This is a genomic window from Bradyrhizobium erythrophlei (genome assembly GCF_900129505.1).
Taxonomy (GTDB): Bacteria; Pseudomonadota; Alphaproteobacteria; order Rhizobiales; family Xanthobacteraceae; genus Bradyrhizobium; species Bradyrhizobium erythrophlei_D.
Map to the genome: position 1 here is coordinate 1,087,514 of NZ_LT670818.1, position 26,130 is coordinate 1,113,643.

The 26,130-nt window shown below is 63.5% G+C and carries 27 protein-coding genes; 8 read left to right on the top strand and 19 right to left on the bottom strand.

The features are described from left to right. Positions 1-86: 86 nt before the first annotated feature. Positions 87-2,180: a methyl-accepting chemotaxis protein gene (locus tag B5525_RS05180; protein WP_079565038.1), complete on the top strand. Its 2,094-nt coding sequence runs from the start codon at positions 87-89 to the stop codon at positions 2,178-2,180. Between the two features lie 62 nt (positions 2,181-2,242). Here B5525_RS05180 and B5525_RS05185 read toward each other — a convergent pair whose 3' ends face one another. Then, entirely contained in the window at positions 2,243-2,920 is a 678-nt protein-coding gene (locus B5525_RS05185) for a DUF2865 domain-containing protein (protein WP_079572964.1), read from the bottom strand. A 23-nt stretch (positions 2,921-2,943) separates the two neighbouring features. Further along, a complete protein-coding gene (locus B5525_RS05190) occupies positions 2,944-3,753 on the bottom strand; it encodes a L,D-transpeptidase (protein WP_079565039.1) in 810 nt (269 codons plus the stop codon). A gap of 234 nt (positions 3,754-3,987) precedes the next feature. On the opposite strand from B5525_RS05190, the gene B5525_RS05195 reads away from it, so the two are divergent. From B5525_RS05195 to B5525_RS05205, 3 genes are all read left to right on the top strand, one after another. Further along, entirely contained in the window at positions 3,988-5,100 is a 1,113-nt protein-coding gene (locus B5525_RS05195; RefSeq protein WP_079572966.1) for an AI-2E family transporter, read from the top strand. A 75-nt stretch (positions 5,101-5,175) separates the two neighbouring features. Beyond that, positions 5,176-5,547 carry a DUF883 family protein gene (locus B5525_RS05200; RefSeq protein WP_079565040.1) on the top strand — a complete coding sequence of 124 codons (372 nt, stop codon included), beginning with the start codon at positions 5,176-5,178 and terminating at the stop codon, positions 5,545-5,547. A gap of 166 nt (positions 5,548-5,713) precedes the next feature. Continuing rightward, positions 5,714-6,166 carry a hypothetical protein gene (locus B5525_RS05205; RefSeq protein ID WP_079565041.1) on the top strand — a complete coding sequence of 151 codons (453 nt, stop codon included), beginning with the start codon at positions 5,714-5,716 and terminating at the stop codon, positions 6,164-6,166. 748 nt (positions 6,167-6,914) lie between these two features. Here the strand turns inward: B5525_RS05205 and B5525_RS05210 are convergent. After that, positions 6,915-7,325: a hypothetical protein gene (locus tag B5525_RS05210; RefSeq protein ID WP_079565042.1), complete on the bottom strand. Its 411-nt coding sequence runs from the start codon at positions 7,323-7,325 to the stop codon at positions 6,915-6,917. A gap of 957 nt (positions 7,326-8,282) precedes the next feature. On the opposite strand from B5525_RS05210, the gene B5525_RS05220 reads away from it, so the two are divergent. Both B5525_RS05220 and B5525_RS05225 read left to right on the top strand, forming a co-directional pair. Continuing rightward, complete coding sequence (locus B5525_RS05220; RefSeq protein ID WP_172899818.1) at positions 8,283-8,699, top strand: GlcG/HbpS family heme-binding protein; 417 nt, start codon at positions 8,283-8,285, stop codon at positions 8,697-8,699. Positions 8,700-8,868: 169 nt separating this feature from the next. After that, a complete protein-coding gene (locus B5525_RS05225) occupies positions 8,869-9,297 on the top strand; it encodes a GNAT family N-acetyltransferase (protein WP_172899819.1) in 429 nt (142 codons plus the stop codon). 337 nt (positions 9,298-9,634) lie between these two features. Here B5525_RS05225 and B5525_RS05230 read toward each other — a convergent pair whose 3' ends face one another. Then, positions 9,635-10,435 carry a response regulator gene (locus tag B5525_RS05230; RefSeq protein WP_079565046.1) on the bottom strand — a complete coding sequence of 267 codons (801 nt, stop codon included), beginning with the start codon at positions 10,433-10,435 and terminating at the stop codon, positions 9,635-9,637. A gap of 214 nt (positions 10,436-10,649) precedes the next feature. Between B5525_RS05230 and B5525_RS05235 the strand changes: the two genes are divergently transcribed. Together B5525_RS05235 and B5525_RS05240 are read left to right on the top strand one after the other, a co-directional pair. Then, positions 10,650-10,877, top strand: a complete 228-nt coding sequence (locus B5525_RS05235) for a NepR family anti-sigma factor (RefSeq protein ID WP_079572968.1) — start codon at positions 10,650-10,652, stop codon at positions 10,875-10,877. Continuing rightward, a complete protein-coding gene (locus B5525_RS05240; protein WP_079565047.1) occupies positions 10,877-11,425 on the top strand; it encodes a sigma-70 family RNA polymerase sigma factor in 549 nt (182 codons plus the stop codon). The genes B5525_RS05235 and B5525_RS05240 overlap by 1 nt, the downstream gene beginning before the upstream one ends. 134 nt (positions 11,426-11,559) lie before the next feature. Here B5525_RS05240 and B5525_RS05245 read toward each other — a convergent pair whose 3' ends face one another. From B5525_RS05245 to urtA, 15 genes are all read right to left on the bottom strand, one after another. Then, on the bottom strand, positions 11,560-13,212 hold the full coding sequence (locus tag B5525_RS05245; protein ID WP_079565048.1) for a CHASE domain-containing protein: 1,653 nt from the start codon (positions 13,210-13,212) through the stop codon (positions 11,560-11,562). A gap of 424 nt (positions 13,213-13,636) precedes the next feature. After that, the gene (ureG, locus tag B5525_RS05250) at positions 13,637-14,272 is read right to left on the bottom strand and encodes an urease accessory protein UreG (RefSeq protein WP_079565049.1); all 636 of its coding nucleotides are present in this window, start codon (positions 14,270-14,272) and stop codon (positions 13,637-13,639) included. Positions 14,273-14,426: 154 nt separating this feature from the next. Next, positions 14,427-15,116, bottom strand: coding sequence for an urease accessory protein UreF (locus B5525_RS05255; protein WP_079572970.1), 690 nt, complete (start codon positions 15,114-15,116; stop codon positions 14,427-14,429). 88 nt (positions 15,117-15,204) lie between these two features. Further along, complete coding sequence (ureE, locus tag B5525_RS05260; protein WP_079565050.1) at positions 15,205-15,837, bottom strand: urease accessory protein UreE; 633 nt, start codon at positions 15,835-15,837, stop codon at positions 15,205-15,207. Positions 15,838-15,867: 30 nt separating this feature from the next. Beyond that, a complete protein-coding gene (locus tag B5525_RS05265; RefSeq protein ID WP_079565051.1) occupies positions 15,868-16,167 on the bottom strand; it encodes a putative quinol monooxygenase in 300 nt (99 codons plus the stop codon). Between the two features lie 60 nt (positions 16,168-16,227). After that, complete coding sequence (gene ureC, locus B5525_RS05270; RefSeq protein ID WP_079565052.1) at positions 16,228-17,940, bottom strand: urease subunit alpha; 1,713 nt, start codon at positions 17,938-17,940, stop codon at positions 16,228-16,230. Next, complete coding sequence (locus tag B5525_RS05275) at positions 17,937-18,365, bottom strand: endonuclease domain-containing protein (protein ID WP_079572972.1); 429 nt, start codon at positions 18,363-18,365, stop codon at positions 17,937-17,939. The genes ureC and B5525_RS05275 overlap by 4 nt, the downstream gene beginning before the upstream one ends. A 68-nt stretch (positions 18,366-18,433) precedes the next feature. After that, complete coding sequence (locus B5525_RS05280) at positions 18,434-18,739, bottom strand: urease subunit beta (protein WP_079565053.1); 306 nt, start codon at positions 18,737-18,739, stop codon at positions 18,434-18,436. 141 nt (positions 18,740-18,880) lie between these two features. Continuing rightward, positions 18,881-19,183 carry an urease subunit gamma gene (locus B5525_RS05285; RefSeq protein ID WP_079565054.1) on the bottom strand — a complete coding sequence of 101 codons (303 nt, stop codon included), beginning with the start codon at positions 19,181-19,183 and terminating at the stop codon, positions 18,881-18,883. A 62-nt stretch (positions 19,184-19,245) separates the two neighbouring features. Beyond that, complete coding sequence (locus B5525_RS05290; protein ID WP_079565055.1) at positions 19,246-20,082, bottom strand: urease accessory protein UreD; 837 nt, start codon at positions 20,080-20,082, stop codon at positions 19,246-19,248. Between the two features lie 61 nt (positions 20,083-20,143). After that, on the bottom strand, positions 20,144-20,839 hold the full coding sequence (gene urtE / locus B5525_RS05295; RefSeq protein WP_079565056.1) for an urea ABC transporter ATP-binding subunit UrtE: 696 nt from the start codon (positions 20,837-20,839) through the stop codon (positions 20,144-20,146). A gap of 94 nt (positions 20,840-20,933) precedes the next feature. Continuing rightward, positions 20,934-21,695: an urea ABC transporter ATP-binding protein UrtD gene (gene urtD, locus B5525_RS05300; RefSeq protein WP_079565057.1), complete on the bottom strand. Its 762-nt coding sequence runs from the start codon at positions 21,693-21,695 to the stop codon at positions 20,934-20,936. Positions 21,696-21,698: 3 nt separating this feature from the next. Then, positions 21,699-22,874 (bottom strand): urea ABC transporter permease subunit UrtC, encoded by a 1,176-nt coding sequence (gene urtC, locus B5525_RS05305; RefSeq protein WP_079565058.1) that lies wholly within the window; start codon positions 22,872-22,874, stop codon positions 21,699-21,701. Next, positions 22,871-24,406 (bottom strand): urea ABC transporter permease subunit UrtB, encoded by a 1,536-nt coding sequence (gene urtB / locus B5525_RS05310; RefSeq protein ID WP_244568000.1) that lies wholly within the window; start codon positions 24,404-24,406, stop codon positions 22,871-22,873. Before urtB ends, urtC begins: the two co-directional genes overlap by 4 nt. A gap of 279 nt (positions 24,407-24,685) precedes the next feature. Continuing rightward, a complete protein-coding gene (gene urtA, locus B5525_RS05315) occupies positions 24,686-26,008 on the bottom strand; it encodes an urea ABC transporter substrate-binding protein (RefSeq protein ID WP_079565060.1) in 1,323 nt (440 codons plus the stop codon). Positions 26,009-26,130 lie beyond the last annotated feature (122 nt).

Consider the following 26,130-nt stretch of genomic DNA (forward strand, 5'->3'; position numbering starts at 1 on the left):
AGCTGCTGCCCCGTACAAATACGGCAGCTTGACTGCCTAAATATTTACCTAATTTGGCTCAAATGGCTGAAATCCTGGGGGCTGCCATGCTGAACCGCCTGACCGTATCCGCGCTGCTGCAGACCGTCATCCTCATTATGTCGTTCTGCGTGGTGGTCGGATTTTCGCTCGGCGCCTGGGATTCCTGGAACCGCCTGCAGCTGACCAACCGTATCGCCGTCATCGCCGATGCCTCGGCGAACGTGTTCAAGGCGATGCATAATATGCGCACCGATCAATCCACGACCTTCCGGCTTTTGAACTCCGACCAGCCGGTCGCAAGCGATATCGACAAATATCTGCGCGAGATTCGCGATTCCGAAATGCCCGCAATGGCCACCGCGCTTGGGCTGCTGCCGTCGATCGAGTTTGCGCAACAGAATACGCTGGTGCCCGAGTTCGATCAGTTGTTCAAGCGCCTGACGGCGCAGCAGAAGGAATTCTGGGACGAGGTCGCCAAGCCGAAAGCCTCGCGCCGTGCCGCGTTGGCGCAGGAATATTTCGACACCACGGCGGCGCTGCTGAAGAATCTCGACAGGCTGTCGGCAGCTCTTGCCGCCGCCGTCAACCACCAGGACGCCACCATCGACCAGTTGCTCGCGATCAAGCAAACCGCCTGGCTGTTGCGCAACACCGCCGGTGAGGCATCGCTGATAATTTCGAAGGGGCTCGCCGCCGGCCGCATCGCGCCGGAATTGCGCCCAACCTATATGAAATTCATCGGCGGCACCGAGATCGCCTATACCGCGGTGGAAACCGCCGCATCGGGAATGCAGTTGCCTCCCGCACTCGCCACAGCCATCACGGCAACCAAGACCGCCTATTTCGAGCCGGATTATCTCGCGCTGCGCGACCGTCTGCTGAACACCCTGCTCGCGGGTGAGAAGGCGGAATTGACCGCGAACCAATGGAGCCCGATCACGGTCGGCCGCATGGGTTCGGCCGTCACCGTCGCCGAGCGCGCGCTCGAGGCCGCCAAGGACCATACCGCCGTCCAGCATTCGGCGGCCTTGCGCTCGCTGACGCTGCAGCTCGTACTGTTGGCTGCGGCATTTGCTCTGATGTTCGGCGCCATGATCGCCGTCACCCGGCGTGTGATCAAGCCACTGCACAATATGCGCGACGCCATGCTGAAGGTGGCCTCCGGCGACCTCTCCGTCGATACCGGCTACACCGAACGCCGCGACGAAATCGGCGCGCTGGCGGGCGCGCTGGAAACCTTCAAGCAGCAGGCCCAGGACAAGCTCAGGATCGAGCAGCAGGAGCGCGAGCGCAACGCCGGCGCGGCGACGCGTCAGAAGACGATCGAGGCCTATGTCGGCGAGTTCGAAGGCATGGTGCGCCAGTCGCTGCAGCAATTGGGCGACGCTTCCGGCCAGATGCGGACCACGTCGTCGAGCCTAACGGCGGTTTCCCGCCAGACCAACGAGCGCGTTCAGGTCGCCGAGAAGGCCTCCAGCGAAGCCTCGATGAGCGTCGAGAGCGTCGCTTCGGCTTCCGAGCAGTTGAGCGCTTCGATCAACGACATCAGCCAGCAGGCCGCGCATGCCGCGGGCATTGCCAGCCGCGCCGTGGGCCACGCGCGGGAAACCGACGGCACCGTGCAGGGTCTGGCGAAATCGGCGGGCCGGATCGGCGAAGTGGTCGGCCTGATCAACACCATCGCCGCCCAGACCAACCTGCTCGCGCTGAACGCGACCATCGAGGCCGCGCGCGCCGGTGAGGCCGGGCGAGGTTTTGCCGTGGTGGCCTCCGAGGTAAAATCGCTGGCCAGCCAGACCGCTGAGGCGACCGAAGAAATCTCCGAGCAGATCGCCGACATCCAGAAGGTCGCCGGCGACGCCATCGACGCCATCAAGGGCATCGGCAGCATCATCGGCGAGGTCAATGAAGTCGCGACCGCGATCGCCGCGGCGGTTCAGGAACAGGGCGCCGCCACCCAGGAAATCACCCGCAGCACCCAATACGCCGCGCAGGGCACCAAGAACGTTTCCGACAACATCAGCGGCGTCAAAACCGACGCCGATGCCGCCGCGGCAGCCGCCGAGAACGTCAAGCAGGCCTCGGCGACGCTGGAAACCCAGAGCCAGCAACTCGGCGACCAGGTGACCCAGTTCCTCGGCAGGATCCGCGCCGCCTGATCCTCCGTCTATCGTTAGCCTGGGCTTGGACGGCTATGCCCGGCCATGACAGTGAGTTGAAACTATTCCTTCGCCACCACCGGCACGTGCTGATAGCGGGCCTGCAGCGCTTTCGAGGCAGGGGTAAAATTCAAGGAGGCGCCGCGCCTGTCGGCGCCGCGGCCGGCGACCATCAGCCCATCGGCGCCGGCGACGAGGTCGCCCCTGCGTAGCGTCGGGTCGTCCTCGACCCTGACCGGCGCGAGGCCGAACTGGTCCTTGCCGTTGCAGGTGCATCCCGCCACGATCTCGTTGCGATAGCGGAACGCGTTCGGCAATTCCGAATACGGCTTGCCGCTCGTGGTGGCGGCATCGTCGATATCGCTGCCATAGACCACTTCGGTCTTGCTCGCCGGGCAGAAGCTGTTGCACGAGGCGGCCCGGCTTTCCTGGTCGGGGCCTTGCAGCGGGAAATAGCGTCCGTCGCAACTGCGCACGCAGAAGGCCTGACCGCCGCCATAGGTGGCGATGCGTGGACCCGGGTTGCCGCCTTGCTGCGGACCGAAGTTTTGCGGACCGGCGGGCTCGCCTTCGTTGGCATAGGGCGCCCGGATGATTTCCGGTACGTGCGGGCGGCCGCCTCCGAACGCGCTGAACAGCGCCGAGAAAAAATCTTCGGCTTGCGCCACGGGCGCCAGCGCCAGCGCGCATAGCGCCACCGCCCCGCCCATCGCCGCCTGCCTCACCGATTTCCTCAACATGCCGGCCTCCGCAACGCGTTTCGTCAATGCAACGGCGAAATCGAAAGATTCATCGCCTGACGGCCGGTCGTGACCTGCGTCACCGCCGGGCGCGAGGCCGCCGTCGGGTGAACGGTGATCGTGCCGGTCGACTCCAGGCCGCCGCCGATCGCGCGAGCCGCAAGGTGCGGCGCGTTCTTCGGCATCACCACGACCCTGGTGCCGACATCGACGCGGCTGAAGAGATCGCTGACGTCTTCATTGGTCAGGCGGATGCAGCCGGAGGAGACGAACTTGCCGATGGTGGTGGGATCATTGGTGCCGTGGATGCGGTATTCGCTGGAGCCGAGATACATGGCGCGGGCGCCGAGCGGATTGCCGGGGCCGCCGGCCATGAAGCGCGGCAGATAGGGCTGGCGCGCGATCATTTCCGCCGGCGGATGCCAGTCCGGCCATTCCGCCTTGCGGCTGATGTTCTGCACGCCGGCCCAGGTAAAGCCTTCGCGGCCGACGCCGACACCGTAGCGAATCGCGCGGCCTTGGCCGAGCACGTAATAGAGCGCGGTATTGCCGGTATCGATGATGACGGTGCCCGGCGCTTCTCGGGTGTCGAGCGACACCACGGTCCGGCGCAGCCGCTCCGGCAGCACGCTGCCGTCGGCAGCCATCGGTTGGTCCGGCGCGATCATGTTGTCCGAGGGAAATGCGCTCTGCGGCGCGGGAGCGTAGCCGAGCACTTGCGCGCTGGCCGTGCTTGCGAAGATGACCGGCGCCATCAGCATGGCTCCGGCGAGAAGGAGCGCGTTCGTGACGCGCAGCGATGGCCTGCGAGTTCTTCCGAGTGCCTGTGTCATGATCTGCCCCAGTACGGATAGCGCATCACGCGATGCTTCTGCGCAACCAACACGACGGGGGCCGCATGGTTCCCTCCGGCTCGGTGAGACGGACGTGTGTCAAGCGGGCCAGCGCTCACGATTCCGCGACGGAACCTTTTGCGGAGCCTGCGGGTTGTGCCCGCCTGGGCCCGCCTCGTCAGGCGATGCCGGGTCTCGCCAGCCATGTCAGCCGCCAGCAGCGGGGAGAGCCAGTTGCGTGTCCTTCCCAATGACCGTGCGCTTCCGGAAGAGGCGACCGGCACGCCGCTGCCCGACAGCCGAACCGAATTGCCGCCGGTGATCCGGCGCGCCGAGGTGGTTGCCTTCGCGCTGGTCGCATTGCTCGTCATCTGCGTCGTCGCCGTTCTCTATGTTGCAAAGGCGTTCTTCCTTCCGGTCGTGGCGGCCTTCGTGGTGGGGACCATGCTGTCGCCGGCGGCGAGCTTTCTCGAACGACGCCGTATTCCCCGCGCCGTGGCGGCGATCCTGATCGTGGCGGCCGTGGCCGCGATAACGACCTTCATCGTCGGCCTGATCTCGTCGCCCTTGATGGAGTGGAGCCACCGCCTGCCGGAGCTCGGATCCATCCTGAAGGACCGACTGCACGTGTTCGACCGGCCGCTGGCGCTCTGGCAGGAGCTGCAGAGCATGCTTGGCGGCTCCGATCCCCTGACTTCGCTGCAGATGCCGAAATTCGACTGGGTCCAGCCCACACTCGAATTCCTGTCGCCGACCTTCACCGAATTCCTGCTGTTCTTCGCAACCCTGATCCTGTTTATCGCCAGTTGGCGGGACCTGCGCCGCGCGCTGATCATGACTTTTGCCGGTCATGCGGAGCGGCTGCGAATGCTGCGGATTCTCAACGAGATCGAGGAGCATCTCGGCGGCTACCTGCTGACGGTGACGATGATCAATGTCGGCGTCGGTATCGCCACCGGCTTCGTCTGTGCGGTGACCGGCATGCCCAATCCGGCCGGACTTGGCGCCCTGGCCGCGACCTTGAACTATCTGCCCATCATCGGACCGGTTGCCACGTTCGTCATCCTGGCGGCGGTCGGCATCGTCGCATTTCCCTCGATCACCGCAGGCCTGATGGCGCCGCTGGCCTTTGTCGGAATTGCCTTCCTGGAGGGGCATTTTGTCACACCGACCATCATCGGGCGTCGCCTCTCGCTGAACGCACTCGCAGTTCTGCTGGCGCTGGCGTTCTGGACCTGGCTGTGGGGTCCGGTTGGCGGCTTTCTGTCGTCGCCGCTTCTGATCGTCGGCCTCATCCTGAAAGAGCATCTGATGCCGTTCGATACGCCGCAGCTGCCGACGGAGTGACGGGTTCATTTCACGGAACTTACGGCTGGGCGAGACGTTTGTGCCGTAGATGAATTCAGGATCCGGGAGCTTTGGATGTCCAGCACAGACGGCGAGATCGGCATGAGGAACCTGTCGGACAAAGCCGCCCAGCAACGCCTTGAGAAGGATGTAGCAGCCGTGAAGAACGATATCGCAGCCCTGACCGACCAGATCACCGACGCGCTCAACACCTTCGCCGGCGCGGCCAAGAAGCAGGCGCGCCGCGGTTACAAGCAGGCCCGCGAAAACGTCGATACCACCGTCGACGACATGACGGAGCGCGGCAGCGCGATGATGGATGCAGCCCAGGACGCCGCCACTTCGATCGAGGAGACGCTGGAAGACGTCATCACCCAGCGCCCGCTCGCGACCGTCGGCCTGGCGCTCGGCCTCGGCTTCCTGATCGGCGTGACGTGGCGCCGCTAGAGTTTTTTTGTCTGCCGTGGCTTTCGTCCTTCGAGACGGCCGCACTGCCGCCTCCTCGGGATGAGGCCCCAAATTCCTCTTGGTGAGGAGCGCGGCAACGCCGCGCGTCTCGAACCACAAGGCCGCGTTGTCGCATCCAGCGTTTTCCTTTAGCGGGACTTTGAAAATGTTTACGCACATGATCGATGATTTCAAGGAATCCGCCAGCAGCGCCCTGCGGCTGACGTCGCTGGCGGCCGCGGCTGTGCTGGCGCTGTTCGTAACCACCTCGTTCCTGTGCGCCGCCGTCTTCGTGGCCGTGCTCGAGAAATATGGTCTGGTGCAAGCCTGTCTTGCAGGCGCTGCGGTGTTCTTTGTCGCCACGCTGATCGCGGCCATCAGCTACATGGTGCGCAAGCGGCAGATCGAGAAGCAGCGCGAGGCACGCGCGGCGGCGGCCGCGAAATCCGCCGTGCACAGCGCGCTCGCCGATCCCATGGTGATGGCGGCCGGCCTCCAGGTGATCCGCGCCATCGGCATCAAGAAGCTGATCCCGATCCTGGCGGTGGGCGGCCTCGCACTGGGATTTTTGGCCAGCCGCAACGCGGGGGCGGCGAGCGACGAGGCGCCGGCGGAGTAGTGCCCAACCGTCATTGCGAGCTTCGTTCTCAAAAAGTCGTAGCCCTATCTTTAAGACCGTCATTGCGAGCGAAGCGAAGCAATCCATCGTGTAGCAAAAAAGAAAGAATGGATTGCTTCGCTTCGCTCGCAATGACGACAAGATATAGCTTCGCGATCTCGCCGCGCGTTTCGCGCGAGGTTTGGCCTGCTCGTTCCGCCCTCTCGTATCGGCGCAGGGAATGCCGGGCGCCCGATGCGCCCGATAGCCGCGTGCGCAATGGTAGTGGTAGAGCGCACACGCGTTAGTCAGGTCACACCGGCAAACACCCGGCATTCCCCGCGCAATGGTTTTACGGCTTACTTCGTGCTCTTCCCGGCGATCGGGCTTTTTTGTCACCGTCACCCCTGAGAAGCTTGCTTCTCACGAGCTTGACGCCAGCGTCGAGGCGTCAGAACCACACGATTTTGCCGTCCGCCTCACGCGCCGTTCGTCAAGAGCGCATCAGCGTCCACCGCATCCCGTCCCGCGTTCGTGACGATCGCGAAACGCCCCTCTCGGTGGGACGGGATGGCGGGCGTTATAAGCTGATTTGATTCTTCGGAAAATCAGAATATTTTTGCAAAAGGCGCTGGACAGGCAAATCAGTGATTTGCCCGTCGGGTCGGATCGCTCATGATTTCCGGCGTCGTCCCTGCTTTCGCAGGAACGACGTTGGCGTGAGTTTTCTGGCCATCGCTCGTGCCCCGCCCGCAGTACCGAGGCGAACTCAGGTCACGCAGCGGCCGGGCTCGAGCTGCTTGGCGACTTCGGTCAGCACGCTGACGACGGGCTCGCAGGCCACCGCGCGCTTGTCATTTCCCGACTTGATCCAGGACGGCGCGAACGAACTGGGGCGCACCGCCTGGGCGACGGGGATGCGGACCAGCACCGAGGTGTCGGAGAGCGCGTCGAGCTTCAGCGAAATCGTCTGCATCGGAACGTCGGACCGGACACTGCCCGCGCGATCCGCCTTGGCGGCGCGATTGATCCCAGCCGCCGGCGCCGCCGGCGTCGCGGCGGGAACCTCCGAGCGATTGAAGACGCCGCCGGAAAGGTCGCGCCCGGCGGCCAGCGGGATGGCACCCAGCGTCAGCGCAATGGCGGACGCACCGAAAATTATGCGCGAGGTCTGTGACATGTTGGTTGGTCCCTCGCCCCATGGCGATCATTAGTAAGAACATCGGGGAACCGTCCCGGTTCAGGACACAGCCATCACTTAACCGTGTGCCAAAAAAATTTTTCGGACCTGCGGGAACGACTCAGGGGGGTTTTGAGTCATCCCGGCAGCCGGTTATCCCCCCTGCCCCATTGACCGGCGATGTAGGGCGCGGCTGTGGTGATGCCAGTCGCGCCCTGCTTTTATTCAGCGATATCAGGATGTACGACGCGGGCCGGATTTCACTTCGGCAGTTCGACCGCGATTTTGGCGGCCACGTCGGACAATTCCCGCATCGCTTTTCGGCCTCCACCTGAAGGTCATCCAGCGAGCATCCAAACGGAACCGGCGGGCCCAGCCGCCTATCGGGATCGTTGCCCAGAGACCAGCGAGACGGCCGATCGCTTTGGCGTGAGGTCATGAAACAGTCTGGTGCTCACGGCGCTACCGGCGGACAGGCTGCTTGCGGCCCTGGGCCTCTCGCGGTCGAGTAATGTCTTTCTCAGTTTGAGATCACTGCCTTCTCTCGGCTATGGGGCGGCAAAAACGCCAGGACGATCGAAGGAATAGGAAAGAACAGGGTACCCAACAGGAACCAGACTCCCCTTGAGCGCCCCCTCTGTGCCGCGAATTTCGCAGTCAGATGACCGCACCAAGACATCAGGGCGAGGACGAGGATCACGAAAAGGATCGACGCGAGCATGGCGGCTCCTATCGTTGCTTTCCGTCGAAGATATAAGATTGAGGTCACGAACGCGACAAGGGCGTCAAAGTCCCTCGAATTTCAAACTGAGGCTACCCGCGACGGGGGAGTAGACGAGGACCATTCAGCGGCTGGCCGGCTTGCTCAGCTGTTCCCGGCTGCGGTATAATCAGTAGCCATGTGAACGGCGCGGGGCTGTTTGCGTGGCGCGGCAGCGCCAGTTCGGAGACATGGCGATGCGCCCCAAATTTTCCCTTTCATTCGAAGATGCCCAAACCGTCGCGGCCGCCTGCCTGGAAGCGGCGCGGCAACAAGAGGTCGAGGTCAGCGTAGCCGTGGTCGACGATTCCGGCGCCCTGCTTGGCTTTTCCCGGATGGACGGTGCGCGCGCCTACACCGTCGAACTCGCCTCCCAGAAGGCCCGCACCTCCGCCAGCGTCGGCGTTCCGACCGGCGTCATCGAAGCGATGTCCCGCGAACGACCAAGACAATCCGGCGGGTCGAACGCCGGCCGCGGTGGCGTCCCCGTGCACTACAAGGGACAGTGCGCCGGTGCGGTCGGCGTATCCGGCGCCAAGCCGGAAATCGACGAGATGATCGCGCAGGCGGGGCTTGCGGTATTGACCGCCGCTTGGGCATGCGGTTCGAGTTAAAAAGATCCGGCGCGCCTTTCGACGCAACAGCGGGTACTCGACAATCATTGCAATCTGCGCGACGCTGGAGCGGTGTCGGGCGATGGCAAAATACGAGGGCGGCACGGAAATGGTCATCGTGAAACGTCCGGGAGATTGCGCCTCCGAGGAGATTGCGCAATTTCGAGCCATGGTGGTGAAGGGCGGAGAGGTCGCGTCGAAGACGTTGGACGCGCTCATTCAGCGCGCCGAAGCACTCGCGTTTGTTACGGTCGACAACGCGCTCGCGGGCGTCGCCGGATTGAAAAACCCGAATCCGAGTCACAAACGCGAGGTGTTCGAAACGGCCGGCTCCCTTGAGTTGATCGACGGCTATCGGTTCGAGTTAGGATGGATCTATGTCGACGACGGATTTCGCAACAAGGGATATTCCCGGCAACTTGTAGCAGCACTCTTGCCCAAGGCGAACAACATGGGGGTGTACGCCACCTCGTTGATCGACAACGAACCGATGCATCGATCGCTGGCGCGCGAAGGCTTCGTCAAAGTCGGAAAATCATGGCCTTCAAAACGGAAAGGGAAATTTCTTGCGCTCTTCTTGAAGGATCGAGCTGGCTAGACGCCATACGCTGGATTTCACTTCGGCGGCCGCGGCAACGACCGATCCATTCGACTCCCGATTGACACACAACGTTTTTGCACGATGATCCGCGCAGGACACGATTCTTCAGGCTGAGGGAAAACCCATGTCGATCCCGCTAAAGCTGCACAAAGCCACTCCTCAACCACAAACCTGAGTTATTCAGCGAGCTAGGCGGCTTGCTGACTCAGCAAGCACAGCACGCAGCTAAGCAGCGTCGCCGCGACTCAACAAAAATCCGGCGCGCCTTAAAGCGCGCCGGATTTGTTTCAATAGAGAATGTGTCGAGCTGGCGTTACGCCACCCTTGTCTCGGCTCACGCCACCCTCGGCGCCCTGTTGCGCGAGTTGCGCTGGAAGAACAGCGCCTGGCTGGCGACCGCCGAGACCATCGCGGGCTGGAACGGTTTCGAGATCAGGAACGCCGGCTCGGGGCGCTCGCCGGTCAGGAAGCGCTCGGGATACGCGGTGATAAACACCACCGGCACCTCGAAGGTGCGCAGCAGTTCGTTGACCGCGTCGAGGCCCGAGGAGCCGTCGGCGAGCTGGATGTCGGCGAGGATCAGGCCGGGCTTCCGGTTCTTGGCCAGCGCCACCGCGTCGGAGTGGGTGCGGGCGACGCCGATCACGTGATGGCCGAGGTTCTTCACCAGGCTTTCGAGATCCATCGCGATGAAGGTCTCGTCCTCGATGATCAGCACGTCGGTGGCGATCTCCGCCGCCATCTCGCGGCCGGCGATGTCCGCCAGCTTGCGGGTCTCGGCGACGTCGGTGCCGAGAATGAAGGCCACTTCCTCCTCCGAAAAACCTTCCAGGGACAGCAGCAGGAAGGCCTGCCGCGGTAACGGGGTGATGTTGGACAGCCGGCGCTCCGACGGCAGCGGCAGCGTGGTCACATCTGCGTCATCGTTGAGCGAGACCGAGTTCCAAATCTGGGTAAAGAGGCGGAACAGCCCGGCGCGGGGCCCGTGCTGCTCGTCGAGCAGCGAAGGGTCCTGGAGCAGGGCCTCCAGCATGGCCCCGACATAGGCGTCGCCCGACGCCTGGTTTCCCGTCAGGGCGCGGGCATAGCGCCGCAGCAACGGTAAATGTTCGGCAACGAGCTGTGATCGGGACATCCCCACTCCATCCTTTTTCATTGGGCCAAGCTTGGGTAACGGGGTGACCCCGGTTCCCCTGCACACGCCTGACTACGCCCTGGCCAGAGAAAAGTTCCATCAAGGGCGGAACTTTTCGCCCGGGTTCGAATTAGCTTGCCGACAGAAGGCCCGAAACCAGGGATAATTCTTGAAGCTACAGGGACTTAACTCTCGGGGAAGCGTGGAACAGGACATGAAAGATTTAAAGTCTCAAGCCAGCAAGAATCCGGCAACGGGCAAGCAGGGCGGGCTCAACGCCGAAATTCAGTCGAGAATCGGCCATCAACTTCGGGCGATGTACGACGACGTCGTGCGCCAGGGGGTGCCGGACCGCTTCGCCGAGCTCATCCGCAAGCTTGATGTTCCCGAGTCGGACCCCCAACTGGGTGGGGCGGGCGACAAAAATGATGGAGGGGAGTAATGCCTCTCACGGATGCCCTACGCGACGACATTCTGGCGTCGGTCCCAAGCCTGCGCGCTTTCGCCATCTCGCTTTCAGGCAACGGCGATCGCGCCGACGATCTTGTGCAGGAAACGCTGCTGCGCGCGCTGGCCAATATCGACTCGTTCCAGCCCGGCTCCAACCTGCCGGCGTGGCTGTTCACGATCCTGCGCAACCTGTTTCGCTCCGATTACCGCAAGCGGCGGCGCGAGGTGGAGGACGCCGACGGCAGCTATGCCAAGACGCTGAAAACCCAGCCGGCGCAAAACGCGCATCTGGAGTTCGAGGAGTTCCGCGCCGCGCTCGACAAGCTTCCGCAGGACCAGCGCGAAGCGCTGATCCTGGTGGGCGCCTCCGGCTTCTCCTATGAGGATGCCGCCGCCATCTGCGGCTGCGCGGTCGGCACCATCAAGAGCCGCGTCAACCGCGCGCGCTCGAAACTCTCGGCACTGCTCTATGTCGACGGCGCGGAAGATTTCGGCCCCGACGAAACCGTCCGCGCCGTGATCGGCGGCAGCGGCGGGTAGCGCGGCAACCATCAACACATCGACGTCATTCCGGGACGGTCCGAAGGACCGGGCCCGGGAATCTCGAGATTCCCCGATGCGCAATCGCGCATCTGAGGTTCGCGCTTCGCGCGCCCCGGAATGACGCTGGCGCGTCACTTCCGCCCCCGCGGCGGCATGGCGAGTTGTTCGGTGCGGTCGCGTTCGGTCATGTCGACCACGGTCACCATCGGCGCGGTGAGTTCGTAGACATAGCTGACATCGGTGAAATAGCGCTTGGAGACGCCGCCGAGCGCTTCCGGCGCGACGCGGTCGAGCAGGATCAGGCCGAAATCGCTGTCCGCGCGGCGCGTCGCGGCCGAAGTGTTGAATTCTTCCCAGCGGAAATGAAAGATGGTGTCGGGCTCCTCGCCCGTCACTTCCCAATGCGCCACGATGTGCGGGTGCTTGCCGACCAGCGAAAGCCCCTCGTCGGAATGCGACGCCAGTTCGAAGAACAGCAGCGACAGGCTTTGCGCGGCGCGCGCGCTGACCGCGATATCGGGACCGGAGACCGCGATCCGCTCGGCATGCGGGATCGCGCGGGCCTCGAACAGGCCCTTCAGCTTGACGCCCTGCCACTGGCTTTCGCTGAGCAGCGAGACCACGTTCGACATCGCATGGATGCGGCCGATCAGCAGCTCGCGGGCGACGTCGATGTCGGAGCCATGGCGCAGCGTACGCGTCACGATCGACTGGATCACGGCGAGGATATTTTTCACCCGATGATTGAGCTCGTCGATGACGGCGGTCAGCCGGCGCTCGAAGCCGATCCTGACCTGGATTTCCCGGCTGAGCCTCAAATTGTTGTAGGCGACATAGCCGAACAGGCCGCAGACGATGATGGTCAGCGCCAGCCCGATGGCGGCCGCCACCGCCGCCGTCTCTTGCGCGCGCTTCGTCATGTTGGTCTTGGCGTAATAGCCGAGCGTCCAGTCGCGGCCGCCGAAGGTCACGGTCCGCAGCATCGACGGGGCCTGCGCCGATGCCGGCCGCGTCGTGACGTTGCCCTGATGGTCGGCGATCAGCTCGCTGCCGGCATCGCGCGGATCCCTCAGCACCACCGAGAACAACGAGAGATCGTCATTGGTCAGCATCAGCGACGCCAGATCATAGGAGAAGGTCACGAAGCCAACAGGCGAGGCGCCGCCTTGCTGCAGAACCGGGGCGGCCAGCACCAGCCCGATCGCCCCGTCCGGACGCAACAACGGGAACGGATCCGAGGCGACCGGCTTGCCGTCGGCCATGGCCCGCGCCAGCATCGGCCCCAGCACCGGGTGCCGGTCCAGCGACCAGCCGGCAAACGCCATCGTCTCCGGATTGCGCGGCTCGACATCCATCAGCACATCGAGCGGCCGATCGAGCGCGCCCTTGTCCAGCGGCTGATCGTCGTAATTGCGGATCACCGGATTCGGAAATCCCGCCGACTTGAGTTCCGCCCGCGCCGCATCGAGCTCATTCGGCTGGAGCCGCGCGATCCAGCTCGCAACCACGAAATCGGTCTTGAAGGCGTAGATCGATGCCCGCAACGGCTGCAGCATATTGGCCTTTATCACCGACGGCGTGCGGAAGAGGCCGGATGCGACGCGGGCCAAAAGCTCACGCTCGGTGAGCCGGTCCTGAACCAGGCTGGCATGGACGTCGATGGCGCGCGCCAGCGCAATCCCGTTAACCGTCAATTCCTGATCGTGGACACGGTAAGCCGCAAGCCCGGAGAGCAGAACCCCGATCAGTGCGATAAACCCGATGATGAAACCCAGCCGAACCACTCGTTTACTCTGGGAATGAGGAGTTGGCGAAGAACGGAAGCAGCAACATCTTTCGTCCGCCGTGGCGGCAACAATCCGATTGAGGCAACGCGTCGAAGCAGAATGAATGCCAAATGTCTTTGGATATTGGAGGAGCAGGCATCAGGACGCAACTGCGGTTGGCGATGAAGAACGGGAAGGCCACCCAAGGTGTGGTCCCGGCAAGGACCGGAAGATGTTAATTGCGCCGAGCCGTTTTTGTTCCATGGCAGCGCAAAGGTTGTAGCCGCGATGTGCAATTGCACATCGGAGTTCGATGCTCCGCATCGGCCCGGAAAGACGAATACAGGTTTTTCGCTCGCCACAATCGTTAACGCCAGAACCGCTGGCCAACAGCGTTAACGAATTCGCTCAGGCCGTCTTGATGCTCAGCCCGCCTTGATGCTCAGCCAGCCTTGGCCTGCGCCGGCTTCAGACCGCCCTTGGCCTCGATGAAGTCGATGATGCGCTCGAGCCCCTCGCTCTTCTTCAGGTTGGTCATGACGAACGGCCGCTCGCCGCGCATCCGTTTCGCGTCGGTGTCCATCTTCTCCAGGGAAGCGCCGACATGCGGGGCGAGGTCGATCTTGTTGATCACCAGAAGATCGGAACGGGTGATGCCTGGACCGCCCTTGGAGGGGATCTTGTCGCCGGCGGCGACGTCGATCACATAGATCGTGAGGTCCGCGAGTTCCGGCGAGAAGGTGGCGGCGAGATTGTCGCCGCCGGATTCGATCAGCACCAGATCGAGACCGGGGAATTTCGCGCGCATGTCGGCGACCGCGGCGAGGTTCATCGAGGCGTCCTCGCGGATCGCGGTGTGCGGACAGCCGCCGGTCTCGACGCCTGCGATGCGATCCGGCGTCAGCGATCCCGAGCGCACCAGGAATTCCGCATCCCATTTGGTGTAGATGTCGTTGGTGATGGCGGCGATGTCGTAGCGCTGGCGCATCGACTTGCAGAGCAGGTCCATCAGCGCGGTCTTTCCCGATCCGACCGGACCGCCGATGCCGACGCGAAGCGGGCCGTTCAAGCTGGACATGTGAAGCACTCTCTCTGATGTCGTCCCTGCGAAGGCAGGGACCCATAACCACTGGCGGTCGCGTTTGCAAAAGGTCTCTGCCCTCGTGCCCTCACGATGGGCCGCGGCGTATGGGTCCCCGCTTTCGCGGGGACGACGAAGATCGCGTGTCCCCTCATGACCGGAACAGCCTGGTATACTGCGTCTCGTGGCGCAGGCTGGCCAAATCAGCGCGGAAGGTGGCGCTGCCGAGATCGTCGAGCGCGGCGCCGAGCGCGCGGCTGGCAGTGGCGGCGACGACGGGCTCGAGCTGCGCCAGCACGCGCTGGCTGTCGGTCTGTCCGAGCGGCACCAGCCGGGCGCCGGCGGAGATCCAGTTCGACACCACCGCGTGCAGGAAGGCGTGCATGGTGGGGGCGAGCGGGATCGCATGCACTGAAGCGACAAGGCCCACCGCGACGGGATAGACGATGGCGCCGTCGCACTCGGCGATCACGGCATCAAGACCATCGCAATTCCATGCCGCGCGGGCGATCTCGATGAAGGCGCGGCCCTGCGCCGAGGTTTCAAGCTGGCGCTCGCGCGAGGGCACGAAGGCGGCCGAAAGCTCCGCGATTTCCCTCAAGGCGCGCGCGTCGCGCGAACCCGCGGCGCGGTGGGCATGGGCCAGGAATACGCCGTCGCAAAAGCCGCTGCCTTCCGCCAGCATCGCCGCCAGCCAATCGCTCAACGACGCGGCGTCGCCGATATCGCCGGCCTCCACCGCCCATTCGATGCCGCTGGAGTAGGAGAACGCGCCGACCGGAAAGGCCGGCGACAGCCAGGTCATCAGCCGGTACAGCGCCGCCGCCTCGGCTTCGTCCATCCTGGTCCGACGATCGATCGGCCGCGCGATGCCTTCGCCTGCCGCGCTCGCCTCCACCGCCCTGCTCCGCCGCGGCTTTGGCGGCGGCTTACTTGTGGTCATGAGCATGGGAATGGCCGTGATGGTCGTGCTCGCAATGCTCGTCGTGCTGATGGTGGTGGTCATCATGGCCATGATCATCATGATGAGCATGACCATGCGACGAATGGGCGTGGCTGCTGGCTTCCGCGTGGGCATGCGAATGGGCCTCGACATGGGCGTGCGAATGGGTTTCCGCATGCGCGTGGAAAGCCTCGGCATAGGCGCCGCCTTCGGGATCGAACGGCGCCTCGATCTCGATCACGCGCGCGCCGAGCCCCTTCACCATCGCCTCGATGACGTGGTCGCGGCGGATCCGCAGGCCCTTCGCCATGATCTGGGTCGGCAGATGACGGTTGCCGAGATGCCAGGCGACGCGGACCAGATGCTGCGGATCGTTGCAGCGGATCTCGGTCAGCGGCTCGGGGGCGGCGACCACCTCGATCAGCCTGCCGTCGTCGAGCACCAGCGCGTCGCCGCCGCGCAACGCCACCGCGTGTTCGAGGTCGAGCAGGAATTCAAGCCCGCGGGTGCCGGTCATTGCCATCCGCCGCCGGTGACGGTCGTCGAAATCGAGCACGACGGTATCGGCCGGCGGCGAACTCCAGCGATGCTGGCCCTGGACTCGGGTGGCGCGGATCATTTGAAAATGCTCACGGGCTTCTCGACCTTGTTAGCGGACGTCGACCTTTTCGGGCGTGATGACCTCGATCTTCGGCGGTGCGGCGAAGCATTTCACGGCGACGCGGCCGAACGTCTTCATGTGCTCGGCGGCGCGGTGCGGCACCAGCGCTTCGGCGTTTTCCCACTGCTCGACGAACACCATCTTGGTCGGATCGGTCACGCTCTCATGCAAGTCATAAGCGATGTTACCGGGCTCCTTCCGGGTTCCGGCGATGCAGGCGGTGGCGGCGGCGATGAACTCGGCGCGAGTTTCAGGTTTCACGGTCAGCGTGGCAACGACATAAATCACTTCAATCCTCCCAGCTTTTGTTCTGGCTTTGATCGCCGGGCGGGACCTTAGAACAGGACATCAGAACATGAAATAGCGCTGGGCCATCGGCAGCACCTCGGCGGGCGCGCAGGTCAGCAATTCCCCGTCGGCGCGGACCTCGTAGGTCTCGGGATCGACCTCGATCCTGGGGGTGGCGTCGTTGTGGATCATGCTCTTCTTGGAGATGCGGCCGCGGGTATTTTCAACCGCATAGAGCTTCTTGCCGATGCCGAGCTTGCGGGCAAGCCCGCCCGCCACCGCGGCCTTGGAGGAGAAGATCACCGAAGACGCGGTCAGCGACTTGCCGAAGGCGGCGAACATCGGCTGGTAATGCACCGGCTGCGGCGTCGGGATCGAGGCGTTGGGATCGCCCATCGGAGCGGCGACGATCGAGCCGCCCTTGATGATGCATTCCGGCTTGACGCCGAAGAACGCCGGCGACCACAGCACGAGGTCGGCGAGTTTTCCCTTTTCCACTGAGCCGATCAGTTTCGAGACGCCATGCGCGATCGCTGGGTTAATGGTGTATTTGGCGATGTAGCGCTTGACGCGAAAATTGTCGTTGTTGCCCTTGTCCTGCGGCAGCGATCCGCGCTGCTTCTTCATCTTGTCCGCAGTCTGCCAGGTGCGGATGATGACTTCGCCGAGCCGCCCCATAGCCTGCGAATCCGACGACATCATCGACAGCGCGCCGATGTCGTGCAGGATGTCTTCCGCCGCGATGGTTTCCTTGCGGATGCGGCTTTCGGCGAATGCGAGATCCTCGGCGATCGAGGGATCGAGATGGTGGCACACCATCAGCATGTCCAGATGCTCGTCGATGGTGTTGCGGGTGAACGGCCGCGTCGGGTTGGTCGAGGACGGCAGCACGTTCTTCAGGCCGGCGATCTTGATGATGTCGGGCGCATGGCCGCCGCCGGCACCTTCGGTGTGGAACGCATGGATGGTGCGGCCCTTGAAGGCCTTCACGGTGTCCTCGACGAAGCCCGATTCGTTCAGCGTATCGGAATGGATCATCACCTGGATGTCGTAATCGTCGGCCACCGACAGACAATTGTCGATCGCCGCCGGCGTGGTGCCCCAGTCCTCGTGCAGTTTCAAGGCGCAGGCGCCGGCCTTGATCATCTCCACCAAGGCGGCCGGCCGCGAGGCGTTGCCCTTGCCGGAAATGCCGAGATTGACCGGGAAAGCGTCGAACGACTGGATCATCCGCGCCATGTGCCAGGGGCCGGGCGTGCAGGTGGTCGCATAGGTGCCGTGCGACGGCCCGGTGCCGCCGCCCAGCATCGAGGTGACGCCACTCATCAGCGCATGCTCGATCTGCTGCGGGCAGATGAAATGGATGTGGCTGTCGAATCCGCCGGCGGTGAGGATTTTTCCTTCGCCCGCGATGACGTCGGTGCCGGGGCCGATCACGATGGTTACGCCGGGCTGGATGTCGGGGTTGCCGGCCTTGCCGATGGCGCTGATATAGCCTTTCTTGATGGCGACGTCGGCCTTGACGATGCCCCAGTGATCGACGATCAGCGCGTTGGTGATGACGGTGTCGGCTGCGCCCTGCTTGTTGGTGGCCTGCGACTGCCCCATGCCGTCGCGGATCACCTTGCCGCCGCCGAATTTCACTTCCTCGCCGTAGACCGTGAAGTCTTTCTCCACCTCGATGATGAGATCGGTGTCGGCGAGCCGCACCCGGTCGCCGGTGGTCGGCCCGAACATGTCGGCATAGACGGAACGCTTTATTTTGGTGCTCATGATTCCGCTCCATCGGCTGAGAAGTTTCCTCCCCCCTTGCGGGGGAGGGTTAGGGAGGGGGGTGCTCCTTGCTCCGCTGCCAGACCAATGGCAATCACGACGCCCTCTAGATTTTTGATCACGTCGTCGTTGGTGAACCGGAGCACGCGATATCCGCGGGAGGAAAACCATTGATCGCGCACCGCGTCGTGGCGAATACGCTCTTCGAAGTCATGGCTTTCGCCATCGACCTCAACGACGAGCTTGCAAGAGTGGGAAACGAAGTCCGCTATGTAGTTGCCCATCGGGCTCTGCCGGCGAAAGCCAAGCCCAGCGAGTCGATTTGCCTTCAGGTGACGCCATAATAAGGTTTCGGCGCGCGTCATCGTGCGTCTCAAGTGTTTGGCACGATCGCGCTGAATCCTGTCGACCTCGTTGTGCGGCATACCCCTCTCCCCAACCCTCCCCCGCAAGGGGGGAGGGTGCGCGACAGCTCCGCTCGCCTCCAGAAGAATCACAGCTTCCCCATCACCTCGCCGCGGAAGCCGTAGACCGTGCGCTTGCCGGCGAGCGTCACCAGTTGCACGTCGCGGGTCTGGCCGGGCTCGAACCGCACCGCGGTGCCGGCGGCGATGTCAAGCCGCATGCCGTGCGCCTTCTTGCGCTCGAATTTCAGCGCCGGATTGGTCTCGAAGAAATGGTAGTGCGAGCCGACCTGGATCGGCCGGTCGCCGGTATTCGCGACTGTGAGTGTCACCGTCTTGCGGCCGGCATTGAGTTCGATCTCGCCGTCCTGAATGAAGAGTTCGCCTGGAATCATTTTTCACCTTCCTACGTCATTCCGGGGCGAGGCGAAGCCTCGAACTCTGGTGTGCGATTGCACATCAGAGAATCTCGATCAATTACCTCTGGATTCCGGGTTCGGCCGTTCCGGCCGCCCCGGAATGACGACTTAGAATTCTCACCGGATCGGCTCGTGCACGGTGACGAGTTTTGTCCCGTCCGGAAACGTCGCCTCGACCTGGATGTCGTGGATCATCTCGGCGATGCCGTCCATGCACTGCGCGCGGGTGACAACCTGCGCACCGGCCTGCATCAAATCGGCCACGGTGCGGCCGTCGCGGGCGCCCTCAACGATGAAATCCGAGATGATGGCGATGGCTTCGGGATGGTTGAGCTTGACGCCGCGCTCCAGCCGGCGCCGCGCCACCATCGCCGCCATGGAAATCAGCAGCTTGTCCTTTTCGCGGGGAGAGAGATTCATGCGAGCACTCTGATAAATTTCGTCTGATCTGGTTGAGCCACAATCGAATCGAGCCTGCGCATCTAATTGAGCCATAGCCGCGGCAGCGCCTGACCCGAGGCACGGCCGAGCACCGCCATCATGTCGGCGCGAAGCTTCCCCGCATCTTGGGCACAGAAACGCGCCATTGCAAACCCGTTCCAGGAGGAGATGCCGACCTCGCCGCCGAAGGATGTCGTCAACTCGCGGATCCGCTCCACCAACGCCTCGTCGCCGGGCACGATCAGCGCGGTGCCGATTGCGACGCCACCCCTGGCGACCGCCGCTCTGCCGAGCTTTTCGCCGATGTCACCGTCGAGTCGGATATTCTCGGCGAATACCAGCCGGCCGCCGCGGGAGAGCCGCCAGCGGTCGGTGAACTCGCCCGACAGCATTCGTTCGCCCATCGCGGTGCGGCCGAACACCACGATTTCGCAGAGCAAGAGCGAGGCGCTGTCCGCAAGGTCAATATCGATGTGGCGCGATACCCGCGCCCGGTCGAACAGGATGGTTTCCTGCGGCAGCCAGGCGATCTGCGCGCCCGCAGCCGCCTTCAGGGAGATGTCGAGCTGCGCGGCCGGTCCCTCGGCCCGGTAGATTTTTTCCGCCGCCGCGGTCGTCACCGAAAGGCGCGTCCCCTCGCCTGCCGCGATCTCGATGCCGAACCGGTCGCCGCCGGCGACGCCGCCGGCGGTGTTGACGAACACCGCCGACAGCCCGTCGGCCTCGGGCGAGGGAAAGCGGACGCGCAAGGAACCTGATTCATGCAGATGGTGGCGGCGGGTCAGCCCTTCGACCTGATGCACGTCGAAAATCACCGAGCCCTGGGCCCGATTGGCCGCGAAGATCGCCGAAGTCGCGCTGGTGGTCCCGGTCCGCATCCGTCCCCAAATTCTTCCAGACAGGACGCGCGACCCCTGCCGGTCGCGTCATAAATCCAGTCTACAGCGCCATTTGACGGCTTATTTCGGCGGGGTCCATAGCGCTGCGATCGCAGGCATATTTCACCGCGCCCCGGTCCATCACGGCAAAATTGTCGCCGAGCTCGCAGGCAAAGTCGAGATATTGTTCGACCAGCACGATCGCGATGTTGCCGAGGCTGCGCAGATACTGGATCGCGCGGCCGATGTCCTTGATGATCGACGGCTGGATACCCTCGGTCGGCTCGTCGAGCAGCAGCAGCTTGGGCCGCATCACCAGCGCGCGTCCGATGGCGAGCTGCTGCTGCTGGCCGCCGGAAAGGTCGCCGCCGCGGCGGCCCAGCATCGACTGCAGCACCGGAAACAGCGAGAACACGTCATCCGGGATATTGCGATCGTCGCGCTTCAAGGGCCCAAAGCCGGTCTTGAGATTTTCCTCCACCGTCAGCAGCGGGAAGATCTCGCGGCCTTGCGGCACGAAGCCGATGCCCTTGCGCGCGCGCTCATAGGGTTTCAGCCCCGTGATGTCGGCGCCGTCGAACACGATCGAGCCCGAGGCGATCGGATACTGGCCGACCATGGCGCGCAGCAGCGAGGTCTTGCCGACGCCGTTGCGCCCCAGCACGCAGGTCACCTTGCCCGGCTCGGCCGAGATCGAGACGCCGCGCAGTGCCTGCGCCGCGCCGTAATAGAGGCTGATGTTGTTGACGTCGAGCATGTGGCACGTCCTCAATATGGCGAGTAGCGAATAGCGAGTAGCGAATAGTCAGAAAGAATTCCCATTCGCCATTCGCTACTCGCCATTCGCCCCTTCATCTACCCAGATACACTTCGATCACGCGCTCGTTCGACGAGACCTGATCGATGGTCCCCTCCGCCAGCACCGAGCCTTCGTGCAGGCAGGTCACCTTGACGCCGAGTTCACGGACGAAGGTCATGTCGTGCTCGACCACCATCACGGTCTTTTCCTTGTTGATCTCCTTCAGAAGCTCGGCGGTCTGATGGGTTTCGACGTCGGTCATTCCTGCGACGGGTTCGTCGACCAGCAGCAGCTTCGGATCCTGCGCCAGCAGCATGCCGATCTCGAGCCACTGCTTCTGGCCATGCGACAGGCTGCCGGCCAGGCGGTTGCGCGCATCGGCCAGCCGGATGGTTTCCAGCACCTTCTCGATGCGCTCGCTCTCGGGCCGGCTGCCACGCCAGAACAGCGTGCCCTTGACGCTGTGGTCGACATTGAGCGCCAGCAGGAGATTGTCCTCGATGGTCTGGCTCTCGAACACCGTCGGCTTCTGGAATTTCCGGCCGATCCCGAGCTCGGCGATCCGGGTCTCGTCCAGCCGCGTCAAATCGGTGACGCCGTCGAACAGCACCTCGCCTTCGTCCGGCTTGGTCTTGCCGGTGATGATGTCCATCATCGTGGTCTTGCCGGCGCCGTTGGGGCCGATGACGGCACGCATCTCGCCGGGCGCCAGCGTCAGCGACAGGTTGTTGATGGCGTGAAAGCCGTCGAACGAGACGTGCACGCCGTCGAGATAGAGCAGCGCCGAAGTCGCCCGGGAATCCATGACGTTCATCGCTCACTCCGCCATGTTCGGTTCTGAGACGCCGTCTTCGCGCGCAGCACTGGCGGCATTGGCCGTGACCGCCATTCGGTTCGCTTTCCACGGCTCCCACCAGGCATTGAAGGTGCCGACGATCCCCTTCGGCAGCAACAGTGTCACCAGGATGAACAGCGCGCCCAGCATGAACAGCCAGTACGGCGCCAGCGCGCCCGAGGTGAAGAAGGTTTTTGCGTAATTGACGACGACGGCGCCGAGCGCGGCGCCGATCAGCGTGCCCCGGCCGCCGACCGCGACCCAGATCACCGCCTCGATCGAATTGCCCGGCGCGAATTCGCCGGGGTTGATGATGCCGACCTGTGGCACATAGAGCGCGCCGGCGACGCCGGCCATGCAGGCCGACAGCGTGAACACGAACAGCTTGTAGGATTCGACACGGTAGCCGAGAAACCGCGTGCGGGATTCGGCGTCGCGCACCGCGATCAGGACCTTGCCGAGCTTGGAAGTCACCACCGCGCGGCAGATCAGGAAGGCGATGATCAGTGCTACGCAACTCAGCGCAAACAGCGCCGCGCGTGTGCCCTCGGCCTGCACGTTGAGGCCCAATATGTCCTTGAAGTCGGTGAGGCCGTTATTGCCGCCGAAACCGAAATCGTTGCGAAAGAACGCCAGCAGCAGCGCGTAGGTCATCGCCTGCGTGATGATCGACAGATAGACGCCGGTGACGCGGGAGCGGAACGCCAGCCAGCCGAAGCAGAAGGCCAGTAGCCCCGGGACCAGAAGCACCATCACGGCCGCGAACCAGAACATGTCAAAACCGTTCCAGTACCAGGGCAGCTTCGGATAGTTCAGGAACACCATGAAGTCGGGCAATATCGGATTGCCGTAGACGCCGCGGCTGCCGATCTGGCGCATCAGATACATGCCCATCGCGTAGCCGCCGAGCGCGAAAAACGCGCCGTGGCCGAGCGAGAGGATGCCGCAATAACCCCAGATCAGGTCGATCGCCAGCGCCAGGATGGCGTAGCAGACATATTTGCCCCACAGCGCGACCAGATAGGTCGGCACCTGCAGGAAGGAGCCCGCCGGCAGCAGCAGGTTCGACAGCGGGATCAGCACGCCGCAGGCGGCAACCACGAGCAGGAATACGGTCGCGCTGCGATCCAGCGAGCGGGTCAGCACGTGCGGCATCATGCTTCCACCGCCCGCCCCTTGAGCGCGAACAGCCCGCGCGGCCGCTTCTGGATGAACAGGATGATGAGCACCAGAATAGCGATCTTGCCGAGCACGGCGCCGGCCACCGGCTCGAGGAACTTGTTGGCGATGCCGAGCGTGAACGCGCCGACCAGCGTGCCCCAGAGATTGCCGACGCCGCCGAACACCACCACCATGAAGGAGTCGATGATATAGCTCTGGCCGAGGTTCGGGCTGACATTGTCGATCTGCGACAGCGCCACACCGGCGATGCCGGCGATGCCGGAGCCGAGGCCGAAGGTCAGCGCGTCGACGCGGGAGGTCGCGATCCCCATCGAAGCCGCCATCCGGCGATTTTGCGTCACCGCCCGCATCTCCAGACCGAGCGCGGTGTAGCGCAGCATCGCCAGCAGGATCGCAAACACGGCAAGCGTGAAGCAGAGAATCCACAGCCTGTTGTAGGTGATGGTGATCTGGCCGAGATCGAAGGCGCCGCTCATCCAGGAGGGATTGCCGACCTCCTGGTTGGTGGGGCCGAACATGGTGCGCACGGCCTGCTGCAGGACCAGCGACAGGCCCCAGGTGGCCAGCAGCGTTTCCAGCGGCCGGCCGTAGAGGAAGCGGATGATGGTGCGCTCGATCAGCACGCCGATGGCACCGGCGACGAGGAAGGCGAGCGGCACCGCGATCAGCAGCGAATAGTCGAACAGGCCGGGAAAGCTGGTGCGGATGGTCTGCTGCACCACGAAGGTGACATAGGCCCCGATCATCACCATCTCGCCATGCGCCATGTTGATGACGCCCATCACCCCGAAGGTGATGGCAAGGCCGATGGCCGCCAGCAGCAGCACCGAGCCGAGCGACAGGCCGTACCAGGCATTCTGCACCATCGACCACAACGCGAGCTTGTTCTGGATCGCGGTCGTGGCGGCGGCCGCGGCGCGCGCGACCAGCGGCGGCTGCTCGCCGGTCAGGCCCGTCAGCAGCGCCAGGGCTTCCTGATCGCCGCGGGCCCGGATGATGCCGATGGCTTCAAGCTTCTCGGGTTCGGTGGCGTCTTCCTTGAACAACAGGATTGCGGCGCGGGCCTCGGAAAACGCCAGCCTGGCGTCCTTGTTGGTCTCCTTCGCCAGCGCGCTGTCGATCGCCGGCAGCATGGCCTCGTCGTGGGTCTTGAACACCGACTGCGCGGCCTGCACGCGTTTGGCGGGGTCGGGCGACTGCAATGTCAGGCTGCCGAGTGCGGCCTCGACGTGACGGCGCAGCTTGTTGTTGAGACGTACGGACGCGGCGCTGTCGGGAATGCTGTCGACCGGCGCGCCGGTCAGGGCGTCGATGATCTTGCCGTCGGGCTGCTTGACATAGATCTTCTTGGTGTCCGGATCGGCCATCAGCCGGTCGTCCTGCAGCGCGCTGACAATGGCGTAGGCGAGCGGATTGCTGCTGGTGGCGAGCGTATCGACGGCTTCCTCGGTATCAGAAAATTCGTCGTTTGCGAATTTGGCGACCGCGTCTTCAAACGCGCCCGCCATCGCGGGCAATATCGTCGCGACGATCAACAATATGGCGAAGGGCAGCGCGCGGAAATTTCTCAAAACCTGGCTAAGCACTGGACGACCCCGGCAGGAGCAACAGGAGGGCGGCGGACATCGCCGCCCTCCCTTGTTGATTGCGACTTGGATCATGATCCGATTGGATTAAATCGGATCATGATCTCGTCTCTTTGGTTGAGCATGATCTCCGAGCAAACGCTTCGCGTTTGTCGAGGGAAAACCGGTACCCACTTTGCCGGATCATGCTCTAGAGGTTGATCAGGAGCCCTGACCGCCGCACTTGTTGGTCTTGGTGTTGTAGTTGCCGCACTTCTTGCCGACCCAATCGCCGATCAGGTCCTTGGAATCAGGCAGTTCCTTCGACCACGCATCGCCGGCGACCAGGCCGGGGGTCTTCCAGACCACGTCGAATTGGCCATTGCCCTTGATCTCGCCGATGAACACCGGCTTGGTGATGTGGTGGTTGGGCAACAGCTCGGACGTGCCGCCGGTCAGGTTCGCGGTCTTGGTGCCGGGCAGCGCGTCGATCACCTTGTCGGCGTCGGTCGACTTCGCCTTCTCGACCGCCTTCACCCACATGTTGAAGCCGATATAGGTGGCTTCCATCGGATCGTTGGTCGTGCGCTTCGGGTTCTTGGTGTAGGCCTGCCATTCCTTGATGAACTTCTCGTTCGCCGGGGTCTTGATCGACTCGAAGTAGTTCCAGGCGGCGAGATGGCCGAGCAGCGGCTTGGTGTCGATGCCGGCGAGTTCTTCTTCGCCGACCGAGAAGGCGACGACCGGGATATCGGTAGCCTTGATGCCCTGGTTGCCGAGCTCCTTGTAGAAGGGAACGTTGGCGTCGCCGTTGATGGTCGAGACCACCGCGGTCTTCTTGCCGGCGGAGCCGAACTTCTTGATGTCGGCGACGATGGTCTGCCAGTCGGAGTGACCGAACGGCGTGTAGTTGATCATGATGTCTTCCTGCTTGACGCCTTTCGACTTCAAGTAGGCTTCGAGAATCTTGTTGGTGGTGCGCGGATAGACGTAGTCGGTGCCCGCCAGCACCCAGCGCTTCACCTTTTCTTCCTTCATCAGATAATCGACGGCAGGGATCGCCTGCTGGTTCGGCGCCGCACCGGTATAGAACACGTTGCGCTCGCTCTCTTCGCCTTCATACTGCACCGGATAGAACAGGATCGAGTTCAGTTCCTTGAATACCGGCAGCACCGATTTGCGCGACACCGAGGTCCAGCAGCCGAACACGACCGCGACCTTGTCCTTGGTGATCAACTCACGGGCCTTTTCCGCGAACAGCGGCCAGTTCGACGCGGGGTCGACGACGACAGCCTCGAGCTTCTTGCCAAGCACGCCGCCCTTCTTGTTCTGCTCATCGATCATGAACAGCACCGTGTCCTTCAGCGTGGTTTCGCTGATGGCCATCGTGCCGGAGAGGGAATGAAGGACACCGACCTTGATGGTGTCGTCGGCCGCCTTGGCTGAAGTAAAGCCGGCCAAGCCCAAAACGAGCCCGGCGGTGGCCGCCAGCCAGCGGCGGCGGCTCAAAGGCGTCGCTATATCGTGAGAAAATTTAGTAAGCATGAGGTGTCATCTCCCTGACGCAGGCGTTAAACGCTGCGAACGGCCCCACGGCCGCCTGCGTTAATGGAATCGCAAGAACCATGCCACGGTGTGCAATGGCAGCAACCCAATGATTCAACTTG